This is a genomic window from Bacillus cereus group sp. BfR-BA-01310, from assembly GCF_022664325.1.
Lineage (GTDB): Bacteria > Bacillota > Bacilli > Bacillales > Bacillaceae_G > Bacillus_A > Bacillus_A paramycoides.
Map to the genome: position 1 here is coordinate 1 of NZ_JAKUHD010000010.1, position 11866 is coordinate 11866.

The following is an 11866-nucleotide window of genomic DNA, read 5'->3' on the forward strand; positions in this document are numbered from 1 at the left end:
TCAACTTGTCCTAAAGCTGCTGCCAGTGCTACACCCACAGCACCTGACCCGCAACATAGATCAACGACGATATCACCAAAACATGACAGAGCTTCTGCCTGGTGAACAAGAAACTCGGTACGTTGACGAGGCACGAAAACGCCTTGGTCCACTTCTATCCGCAACCCACAGAATTCTGCGTATCCAACAACATATTCAAGTGGTAAACCATCGGCACGCATTTCTACCATTTTCTTGAGGTCCTCTGGAGTTCGTGCCGCTGAAATAAGTAACCGGGTCTCCTCTTCTGCGAAAACACAACCCGCGCTCTGAAGCCTGTTAATTATACATTTTTCCGTTTTATTGTCCAAAAAGAAATTAAATTTTTTTCCTATTTATCTCACCACTTTTGCTTATTTATAACCCTGTATTCGTTAAAAATTGGAGATATCCTTTTTCAACAAAATGGTCCAATTCAAAAAAATACGCCTTTATTCAATTAAATGGCCTTATAGGAAGGAATTATAAATAGAAGGTACATACTATTTTTTTGATCCCTCTATTTATCATATCTAATAATTCCCAAAAAATAAGGCTACCTTTCCTTATTAAGAAAGGTAGCCTTATCTGTATAAACGACTGTTCTACTCCCTATTTATTCGATCCTTGTAACGACTCTCTCAGCACAAACTTTTGCAGTTTTCCGCTCGCATTACGAGGAAGTTCATCTACAAATAAGTAATGACGTGGACGTTTATAATCTGCTAATTCATCACTTTCTTTACAATACGTTTCTAAATCAGCCTCTGTAATATTTTCATCTTTCTTTACAACGACCGCAACAACACGTTCTCCCCATAATTCATCTGGCTCACCAAGTACTGCAACATCTAATACGCCAGGGTGGCTATGAAGGAAATCTTCAATTTCACGAGGGTAAATATTTACACCACCGCTAATTACCATATCATCAACGCGGTCTGCAACGAATAAATAGCCGTCTTTATCGAAGTAGCCTAAATCGCCAGAATGATACCATCCTTTATACATTGATTTTGCATTTGCTTCTTCTCGATTATGATAGCCAGCCATCATAGTTGGACCACGCAAAATAATTTCCCCTACTTCATAAGGAGGCAACATATCATCTGGCTCTGCCGGTGCATCTTCGTTCGGTTTGACAATTCGAATTTCATGGCTAAAGCATGGTGTTCCTGCTGAACCAGCTTTCGTAATCTGATCCTCTTCTACGAGAAACGCAACAACTGGTCCCATTTCTGTCATTCCGTAAATTTGAACAAGATCAATATAAAGACGTTCTTTACATTCCTTTACTAACGCTGGAGCCATTGCAGCCCCGCCATATACGCCAATCTTCATCGAAGTTAACTCATACTCGGCTAGATTTTTTTGCAGTAACATATTCCACATCGTCGGTGCTGCAAAAAACGTCGTAACCTTCTCTTCTTGAATCGTATGTAATACTGTTTTCGTATCAAAGTGATGCAAAATAACATTCTTGCCACCAACTTGAATGCGCGGTATTATTCCAGCGTTTAACTCGCCGCAATGATATAAAGGCGCTACTACAAGCCCAACACTATCCCTGTTATATTTTATGAAATACGTACAAATCATACTATGCTCAGCCATATCACGATGACGATGTAGTACGCCTTTCGGACGACCAGTCGTACCGCTCGTATAAAGCATAGAACAAAAATCCATTTCATCAACTACAATATCTACTTTTTCAGCTGATGCTTCATTTACTTTTTCATGGTAGGAACTAGCATAGGAAGGTGTATCGTCTTCTACATACCAAAAAGATGTATTTGGAAAATCTCGTTCAATCATAGCAACAGTTGATTCGACTTCTTTTTCAAAGACAACTACTTTCGAGGCTGCATCTTGGAGGATATACGATAATTCTTTTGCTTTTAGGCGGAAATTAATTGGGTTAAATATCGCGCCAATTTTCGCACAAGCTAAGTAAACGTTTACAAATTCACGACAGTTATATAAGTAAACAGATACACAATCTCCCTTTCTTACGCCTTCTTTCAATAGAGCTTGCGCTGTTTTATTTATTTGCTCATCCCACTGTTTATATGTCCAGCGAATATTTTTTTCTGGTTCTACTAACGCCTCTTTATTCGGATACTTGCCCACTGCTAAATCAAAAATTCTCCCTATCGTCATGTACATGCCAACAATTTCCCCCTTTTCTCTTTCATAAATCTATCATTTCGTCTATAAGTAGACATTGTCCTCTAATAATTTGACTAATTTTTCTGATTATTATCGACATAGTTTTACAAATGAAGTTAGTTTTTAATCCACATCTCAGTAAATGCAATTATATCGGCGGTTTTTCAAATATATCGATTTATCGACAAAAGCTGATAGCAACATCCCCCTATATTAAAAAGAAGCTATCCCAAAATTGGGACAGCCTTCTTCTCCTTACGCGAATAGCTCTTCTAAAATTTTCAGTTTATCTTCTGTATATTTCACAAAGCCATCGTTATATGATTTTGGATCTTTCGGATTCGCAAAGTGTGTAATTGCTCCTGTTTGTGGGTGAACAAATTTACTTGATGCCCCGCAACCAAGTCCGATAATAGATTGCACTTCTTCCATAATAACAATATTGTAGATACTTTCTTGCGATGGTATTGCATAACCAACGTTTTCTAAGTTACCTAAAATATTCTTTTGACGATATAAATAGTATGGCACGTAATTGTGGTTCTTCGTCCACTCTTCTGCCTCATGCATCATCGCAGTAATTTCTTCACGACCTGCTACTTTATATTTACGTTTGTTTTGTGTCATTTCAGAAGCACGTTTAAATGATAACGTATGAACTGTTAATGATTCTGGCATTAACTTTTCTGTTTCATCTAACGTGTGCTTAAAGATTTCTAACCCTTCACCAGGAAGACCAATAATTAAGTCCATATTAATATTGTTCATTCCCATTTCACGTGCTAAATGATATTTCTCAATTGTTTCTTCTACAGTATGATGACGTCCAATTGCTTTCAATGTTTCTTGATGGTATGACTGCGGATTAATACTAATACGGTCAATATTCCATTTATTTAACACTTCTAGCTTTTCTGGTGTAATCGTATCTGGGCGACCTGCCTCAACTGTTACTTCACGCACATCTTTCACATCTGGGAACGCTTCGTACATTTCTTCATACAGCATATCCATCTCTTCTGCTGTAATACTTGTCGGTGTACCACCGCCGTAATAAATCGTCGTAACTTTAACACCTTTTTCTTTTAAAAACTTACCAATTTCCCGAACTTCATAGTGCAAGCCACCTAAGAATGAATCAACAGATCCTTGGCGTCCGTTAATTGCATAAGCCGGGAACGTACAGTACGCACATTTTGTAGGACAAAACGGAATACCAATGTAAATACTTACTTCTTCTTTCAAACGGTATAAATCCGGAACGACCGCTAATTGGCAATCTACGATACGTTGCAGAAGCTCAATTTTCTCTTCATGAATTAAATAACTTTCACGAAGTTCTTTATGCGCTTCTTCTTTTGACATACCATTTTGAAGCATTTTGTGAAGAAGTTTCGTTGGGCGTACCCCAGTTAAAATTCCCCAACTCTGTTCAAGTCCAGTTAGCTGTTGAAGCACAGAAAGATATACGTAAGAAACAACATGTTTCACTTGCTTCATACGTTCTTTTTCTTCTGTGAAAGCAGATAAATCTTTCGAGAATGTTTCTTCATACACATTTCCGGTTGCAACATCCGTTAAACGAGCCGATGCTGTCACATTACCTTCTATCTGTATATCAACGATCAGATTTGCTTCTTCTTGCTCAAACCCTATCGTGCTCTCTTCAAAAAATAAACCGCCAATATTTTGTAGCGGACGTAAAAAACGATCATCTTGTAACGTTTTAATTGAAATTAACAACATTATCACCTTTTCATTTGCAAACTCTCTTTAGTTTACTTGAAGGGCGTTTGCAGGTCAATACAGAAGCTTTTACCTTATTTTTTCTATATAAAAGCAAAAGGCATAAGAGAAAACATTTTCTCTTATGCCTTTTATAAATCCTATTAACTATTTTTAATCATAAATCTTAAACGTAGCCCTAATAGTACAAGAATTACCCCTATAAACGGAAGATAATTCGTATTATGCCCTGTAGCTGGAAGCTCTTGATCATTAGAGCCGCCTTGTTCTTTCTCTGGTAAGTTAGGCTTTCCTACTTCTTCACCTGGCTTTTCTGTTCCTTCACCCGGTTTTCCTGTTCCTTCACCTGGCTTTTCTGTTCCTTCACCCGGTTTTTCTGTTCCTTCACCTGGCTTTCCTACTTCTTCACCTGGCTTTTCTGTTCCTTCACCTGGCTTTTCTGTTCCTTCACCTGGCTTTTCTGTTCCTTCATCCGGTTTTTCTGGATCTTTACCTGTATCTTTTTCATTTGTAATTTGAAGTTTTACAACTTCGATTTTTTGATTAGAAATCGTGAACTTGATTTCTTTATCAGATAAATTGTATCCTTCTGGTGCTTGAATTTCTTTTAAAATATAATCTCCTGGCTCCAGTTTTTTCGAAGTCGCTTTACCATTTTTATTTGTTGTTAATGTGTCTATTTTTGTTCCATCTTTCCAAATTTCAAACACTGCGCCCGCTAATGTTTTATCTGTATTATTAGCGTCTACCTTTGTAATTTCTAGTTGACCTGTTATTTTTTCTTTTACTTTTTCATTCATCACTTCTTGTTTTACTACTTCATTCGCTACAACATTTACTTCCACTGTTACTTCTACCGCTTTGTAGCCTTCTGGTGCTTTCGTTTCTTCTAGCGTGTATTTTCCTGGCACTACGTTTTCGAATGTAACAACGCCATCTTTATTAGTTGTTTTTGCTTCTCCAACCACTTGACCATTTTCATTTTTCAGTCTGAATTCCGCGCCCTCTAGAACTTTTCCACTCTCTGCATCCTTTTTGATTACTTGTAAGCTTCCTAGTTCTTTTGCATTTTCTACTTGTACTTGTACTACTTTATTTGCTTCCACAACGACTTCAATTTCTTCTTTTAATAAAGTGTATCCTTGTGGCGCTTTCGTTTCTTTTAATGTGTATTTTCCTGGTTCTAATTTTTTAGAGGTTACTTTACCTGTTTTATCTGTTCGTAACGTATCTATTTTCTTACCATCTTTAGACACTTCAAACTCTGCATCCGGTAGTACCTTCGTTTTATCGTTTGCATCGACTTTTACGATTTCAAATTGACCAAGGCTCTTACTATTCGTTACTTTTATATCAACAACTTTTTCACCATCAACTGTTACTTGAATTACTTGTTTTGTTAACTCATAACCTTCTGGCGCTTTTGTTTCTTCTAACGTATATTCACCCGGCACTAGTCCGTCTACTTTAACAGTTCCAGACTCATCTGTTGTAATTCCTTCTTTTACAACATTTCCTTTAGCATCTTTCAATGTAAATTCTGCGCCTGCTAAACGTTTTTCTTGATCTTTATCATCCATTTTAATAATTTGTAGAGAACCTAAGATTTTTTCGTTTTCTGCCTCTACTTTTACTACTTCTTTCTCGTTTTGAATTGTTACTTTCCATTCTTTATTAGAAAGTTTATAACCCGCTGGTGCTTTCGTCTCTTTCACTGTGTATTCACCTAATGGTAATTTCGGTGACATCACTTTTCCACTCTCATCTGTTTTCAGTTCCGCTACCTTTTTACCATCTTTATATACTGTGAATTCTGCACCTGATAATACTTTCGTTTTATCATTCGCATCTACTTTTACAATTTCAAATTGACCTGTTACTTTTTCGTTCGTAACTTCTTGTTTTACTACTTCATTCGCTACAACATTTACTTCCACTGTTACTTCTACTGCTTTATAACCTTCTGGTGCTTTCGTTTCTTCTAACGTGTATTTTCCTGGCACTACGTTTTCGAATGTTACTACGCCATCTTTATTTGTTGTTTTTGCTTCTCCAACTACTTGACCAGCTTCGTTCTTTAATTTAAATTCTGCACCTGCTAGAACCTTTCCACTCTCTGCGTCCTTTTTGATTACTTGTAAGCTTCCTAGTTCTTTTGCATTTTCTACTTGTACTTCTACTACTTTGTTTGCTTCTACAACGACTTCAATTTCTTCTTTTAGTAATTTATATCCTTGTGGTGCTTTCGTTTCTTTTAATGTGTATTTTCCTGGTTCTAATTTCTGAGAAATTACTTTACCTGTTTTATCTGTTCGTAATGTATCTACTTTTTTACCATCTTTATACACTTCGAATTCTGCACCTGATAATACTTTCGTTTTATCATTCGCATCTACTTTTACAATTTCAAATTGACCTGTTACTTTTTCATTCTTAACTTCTTGTTTTACTACTTCATTCGCTACAACGCTTACTTCCACTGTTACTTCTACTGCTTTATAACCTTCTGGTGCTTTCGTTTCTTCTAACGTGTATTTTCCTGGCACTAGATTTTCGAAGGTAACAACGCCATCTTTATTTGTTGTTTTTGCTTCTCCAACTACTTGACCGCTTTCGTTTTTAAGTCTAAATTCCGCGCCTTCTAGAACTTTTCCGCTCTCCGCATCCTTTTTGATTACTTGTAAGCTTCCTAATTCTTTCGCATTTTCTACTTGTACTTCTACTACTTTATTCGCTTCCACAATGACTTCAATTTCTTCTTTTAATAATGTATATCCTTGTGGTGCTTTCGTTTCTTTTAATGTGTATTTTCCTGGTTCTAATTTCTGAGAAATTACTTTACCTGTTTTATCTGTTCGTAATGTATCTATTTTTTTACCATCTTTATACACTTCGAATTCTGCGTCTGATAATACTTTCGTTTTATCGTTCGCATCTACTTTTACGATTTCAAATTGACCTGTTACTTTTTCATTCGTAACTTCTTGTTTTACTACTTCGTTCGCTACAACGTTTACTTCCACTTTTACTTCTACTGCTTTGTAGCCTTCTGGTGCTTTCGTTTCTTCTAACGTGTACTTTCCTGGCACTAGATTTTCGAAGGTAACAACGCCATCTTTATTCGTTGTTTTTGCTTCTCCAACTACTTGACCATTTTCGTTCTTCAGTCTAAATTCTGCGCCTTCTAGAACTTTTCCGCTCTCCGCATCCTTTTTGATTACTTGTAAGCTTCCTAGCTCTTTTGCATTTTCTACTTGTACTTGTACTACTTTGTTTGCTTCTACAACGACTTCAATTTCTTCTTTTAATAATGTATACCCTTGTGGTGCTTTCGTTTCTTTTAATGTGTATTTTCCTGGTTCTAGCTTCTTAGAGATTACCTTACCAGTTTTATCTGTTCGTAACGTATCTACTTTCTTACCATCTTTATACACTTCAAATTCTGCGTCTGATAATAGTTTCTCTTTATCATTCGCATCTACTTTTACGATTTCGAATTGACCTGTTACTTTTTCAACGATTTTTTTATTTAATGCTTCTACCGTAACAACCTCATTAGATACTACATTAACACGAACTGAGCTAGATGATAGTTCATAACCTTTTGGTGCTTCAACTTCTTTTAATGTATATGTTCCAACTGGAAGTTGTTTTGATAAAGCCTCACCTTTATCGTCTGTAATAATTGTTTCCATAACATTCCCATCTTTATCATATACATCAAATTTTGCACCTGGTAGAAGTTGACCAGATTCACTATCTTTTTTCAACAATTTAAATTGGCCATTCTCTACTTTTTTCGTATTCTTCATAACAATTTCCATTACGTTTGTACTATCAATTGTTACTTTTACTGGTGTATCAACTTTTATATAACCTTCTGGTGCACTAATTTCTTTTACAAAATAATCACCAAGTGGTAAATCTTTAACTTCCGCAATACCCTTGTCGTTTGTTGTAACAGTAGCTACAATATTATTATCTTTGTCTATAACATCAAATTTTGCGTCTTTTAAAACAATATTTTCATCGTTTTCATCAACTTTTTTAATTTGTAAATTTCCTTTTTCAACTGATGGCTTTTTCCATTTCGGCCAGTTAAATTTGAAATTATGAACCTCAAATCCATCTCTTTGGTGTAATCCACCAACATAGGCTTGTCCGTTAATAGAACCACCTTTTGTTTCCACAACTGCGTTAGGCGCAAACACGCTTCCTACTACACCATAACCTTTAGTGGATATTTTAGTAGCATTTGGAAACACCCAAATTACTTTATTAGCTAACTCAGTAAAAGATGAATTAGGATCATATGCTTGAGATGTATTAATTAAGTCTGTTGCCATCCCAGTATTTCTTGTATCATACAAAATTGCACCACTACCAAAATTCACTTCTTCCGCATCTGAATAAATAACAATAAAGTCTTTGTTATCTATGTTCGGAAGATAAACATCTCTTACATCAAATGTTTTCTTTCCTGTTAAGCCTGAAGAAACATAAATATTAGGATTCTTTACATCTTCTCCGATACCAAAGCTCATATTAGGTTTTGGTGTATCTGTATGTAGTTGGCTCGCATCCCCAATTACACCATCAACGTCTTTTCTAAACTCTTTAAATTTGGCATCAATCTCTGCTTGCTCTTTATAAGAGATACGGTCATACGATGATTTCATTGCACCTTCAGGGTCACCATCTTTTGTCATCGCCACTGTTCCATCTTGGATAATTACTTGTCCTGTTCCCGCTTTCGTAAATTGACCACCTAGTAATAATGATGGATATCCTTCATCTACCCATGTTGCTCCAGCTAAGTTACTCGCTCCAGTTGCAGCCGCTACGACTGTATAACTTGATGCGTTCATATTCTTTTGAACAGCCATCGCACCCTCAATATCCGCACTTGTTGCACTATGATCTCCAAAAATAATTGCGTTGTAATAAGATACATCACCTAAACCTTTTAATTCTGTTGTAGCTGCCTCTGCTTTGTTTGGTAAATGGATTAAAAAATTCATACATACTAATAATACGACCATAAAACTACTACTTATTTTTTTAACCTTTTGCCTAAATGATTTCTTCAAGAAATTCATTCCCCCTTTTCAAATTTCAAAAACTTATAAAAAGAAGTACATTTCATATGTACTTAAAACCTATTCATACTAATTTACAAATAATCCATTTTAATAAAACAAAGAAGCTCTACAACTAATTGGTGAATCTACTACAATTCATTTTTGAGATAATACGTGAACTAAACTAACATGCGAAAGTGCTTTTACTTATGGGAGCTCAATGAAATTAATCTGAAGAATATTTCATGTGGTGTAACTGTTTTGGCAACATCATCCACTCTACAACAGTTTTCTAAAGTATTCAAGTGAATTGTCTGGATTTCAGACACAATTCACCACATAAAACGCTTTCATTTTTCATTTGAATATGAATTTAAATTTTTCAAATAAGGTCGACAAAAAAACGTAGCCAAAAAGCTACGTTTTTCTTTCATCGTTTCGGTGTATGTTTATGATTCTTTAAAAATGGAAGCGGGAATTGTTTACGGAAATGCTCTTTAATCATATACTCTACGCCGTTCTCAGTATTAGAGCGTGTAATCCAGTCCGCCGCTTGCTTTAATTCTACAGGAGCATTCCCCATCGCTACCCCGAGCCCAACATTTTCAATCACATCTAGATCTTCTAAACTATCCCCTATCGCTACCATTTCATTTAGCGGTATGTTTAAATGTTCACCAAGCAATTGTAACCCACGTAGCTTCGATACATTCTCTGGAAGAATTTCTATTCGTTTCGCATCACAATCGACATATGATATATCTTTAAACGCTTTTTTTAGCGTGTTAAGCCCTCTTTCTTGTTCACCCTTACTATGAAAGACAACGTCAATTTTCGGCGCAGCTACTGGATGATCACGCAGTGCATCTCCTAAAGAATCTACAAATTGAACCGGATAAAATAACGGGTCTGCACTTGATAATACAGTACGCGCAATTAAGTTTGGTGTATTTCTCTCACGATTCCCAATTGAAAATCGTTCATGCGAAATGCGAATATTACAATCAAAATGCTCTAATACTTGCACAATATTAAAGGTTTTCTCTTCAGATAACCTCCTTTGAGCGAACGGCTTATCTAACGATGCTGAAACGAAAGCACCACTATGTGTAACTAATATAGAATCTAATTTTAACGCCTTCGCTATTTTATGAGCGGATTGAAAATTACGACTCGTAAACAATGTAACGTATACATCTTTTCTTTTCACAAAGTCAATTGTTTCCCGTAACCCTTTTGCGATTTTTCCGTTGTTGTATAGTAGTGTCCCATCTATATTAAGAGCTAGTAAGCGATAAATCATGTCGCACTCCCCCTCTTCGCTGTTGTACTCTATCCATAATTTATGAAATAATTTCAGTAAATAGAACGAGTTAGAATTACTACTGAAAATTTGGTTTACTATATACATATACAACTGGCAAAGGAGATAGTACTATGCAAGCACCACCTTCTTTTTATGAAGGCGATACGTTAGAAGTCGCCCAAAAGTTACTCGGACATAAACTTGTGCATATTGTAGATGGCATAAAGCGGAGCGGAATTATTGTAGAAGTAGAAGCGTATAAAGGTCCAGATGATAAGGCCGCACATAGTTACGGAGGAAGACGGACAGATCGAACGGAAGTCATGTTCGGCGCACCAGGACATGCATACGTATATCTTATTTACGGTATGTATCATTGTTTTAACGTTATTACAGCACCAGTCGGCACCCCGCAAGGAGTTCTCATTCGCGCTCTTGAGCCTGTAGACGGAATCGAAGAAATGAAACTAGTGCGCTACAACAAAACCGACATTACGAAAGCACAATACAAAAGCTTAACAAATGGCCCCGGAAAACTATGCCGCGCACTCGGAATCACTTTAGAAGAACGCGGGGTATCACTCCAAAGTAATACGTTACATATTGAACTCGTTCCAGAGGAAGAACATTTATCATCCACATATAACATAATAGCCGGCCCTCGCATTAATATTGATTATGCGGAAGAAGCTGTTCATTATCCGTGGCGATTTTATTATGAGAAGCATCCGTTTGTTTCAAAGTAAAAAGGGAAGCTATTTAGGCTTCCCTTTCCTTTTACTCCGCACCTTCCGCAGTTGCAATATCATTCTCTAAATTCTCTCTTGATAGTTCCGCCGTCATAAAATCGGCTGTTTCCGGAAGTGCTAAATGCATATGAGCTTTTTGACAAATTTGGATCGTACAGTTTTCTACAACATAGTCGAAAACATGTCCGCCCCCGCTTCTTTTATCATCAATATAATGCAAGTGGAACCCCGCTACACCGATGCCTTGTGCGTAATCTGGCGTCCAAAATCCAGCTAACGTACCGTCTGTATTTTTAAATGAAAAGATCGGTTGTGATTTCGTCACCTCAACAAGCGGTGTATACGGTTTTTCTTGTCTTGGAACTGTTCTCGTTCTTACTTCACGGAAAGTCCCATCCATTCGAATCGCATAAAATAAATTTTTACTTGGCATTAATTCATGTAATAATGCTTCTACTTCTTCGCGATTCATCGGATGCTCTACCCGATAACTCATTTCTTTTTCAAAAAACGTTACAGTCGCAAACGGTGTTGTTTCTTCTGGTTCTACTTTTTCTGCCGAACCGTCTGAGCGTAAATGGTAAAAATCATTATCAAATGCAATCATTTCACCATCTAATTGATCAAATGTACCGATGCCGAAATCCCCGCGCTCTTTTAATTCTTCAAAGTTAATAACGCCATCGTATATACCATCTAATAACGCAAGCATTGTAGATGTTTGATATACTTCATTGTTCGTTTTCGTTCTTTTTGCATCAATGTCAATTACTTGTGCAACACTCATCTCACTC

The 11866-nt window shown here is 36.5% G+C and carries 7 protein-coding genes; 1 reads left to right on the forward strand and 6 read right to left on the reverse strand.

Translation table 11 applies throughout. The features are described 5' to 3' along the window. The 5 genes from MR109_RS18840 to MR109_RS18860 form a co-directional block, all read right to left on the reverse strand. Positions 1–350 (reverse strand): class I SAM-dependent methyltransferase (locus MR109_RS18840; RefSeq protein WP_472926442.1); only part of this gene is annotated, 350 nt, incomplete at its 3' end. Between the two features lie 280 nt (positions 351–630). Beyond that, on the reverse strand, positions 631–2187 hold the full coding sequence (locus tag MR109_RS18845; RefSeq protein WP_098475406.1) for a fatty acid--CoA ligase: 1557 nt from the start codon (positions 2185–2187) through the stop codon (positions 631–633). Between the two features lie 258 nt (positions 2188–2445). After that, positions 2446–3936 carry a coproporphyrinogen III oxidase gene (locus tag MR109_RS18850; protein WP_002170566.1) on the reverse strand — a complete coding sequence of 497 codons (1491 nt, stop codon included), beginning with the start codon at positions 3934–3936 and terminating at the stop codon, positions 2446–2448. Between the two features lie 143 nt (positions 3937–4079). Next, positions 4080–9026, reverse strand: a complete 4947-nt coding sequence (locus tag MR109_RS18855; protein ID WP_242273502.1) for a SpaA isopeptide-forming pilin-related protein — start codon at positions 9024–9026, stop codon at positions 4080–4082. 421 nt (positions 9027–9447) lie between these two features. Next, a complete protein-coding gene (locus MR109_RS18860; protein WP_002170562.1) occupies positions 9448–10320 on the reverse strand; it encodes a Cof-type HAD-IIB family hydrolase in 873 nt (290 codons plus the stop codon). A 134-nt stretch (positions 10321–10454) separates the two neighbouring features. On the opposite strand from MR109_RS18860, the gene MR109_RS18865 reads away from it, so the two are divergent. Then, on the forward strand, positions 10455–11069 hold the full coding sequence (locus MR109_RS18865) for a DNA-3-methyladenine glycosylase (protein WP_242273503.1): 615 nt from the start codon (positions 10455–10457) through the stop codon (positions 11067–11069). Positions 11070–11100: 31 nt separating this feature from the next. On the opposite strand, the gene alsD is transcribed toward MR109_RS18865, so the two are convergent. After that, a complete protein-coding gene (alsD, locus tag MR109_RS18870) occupies positions 11101–11859 on the reverse strand; it encodes an alpha-acetolactate decarboxylase (RefSeq protein ID WP_098475409.1) in 759 nt (252 codons plus the stop codon). Between the last annotated feature and the right edge of the window lie 7 nt (positions 11860–11866).

What these genes read in the sequence shown, in the direction of transcription:
- alsD (WP_098475409.1), bottom strand. Translation starts at nt 11,859, where the DNA reads ATGAGTGTTGCACAAGTAATTGACATTGATGCAAAAAGAACGAAAACG.
- MR109_RS18860 (WP_002170562.1), bottom strand. Translation starts at nt 10,320, where the DNA reads ATGATTTATCGCTTACTAGCTCTTAATATAGATGGGACACTACTATAC.
- MR109_RS18845 (WP_098475406.1), bottom strand. Translation starts at nt 2,187, where the DNA reads ATGTACATGACGATAGGGAGAATTTTTGATTTAGCAGTGGGCAAGTAT.
- MR109_RS18850 (WP_002170566.1), bottom strand. Translation starts at nt 3,936, where the DNA reads ATGTTGTTAATTTCAATTAAAACGTTACAAGATGATCGTTTTTTACGT.
- MR109_RS18865 (WP_242273503.1), top strand. Translation starts at nt 10,455, where the DNA reads ATGCAAGCACCACCTTCTTTTTATGAAGGCGATACGTTAGAAGTCGCC.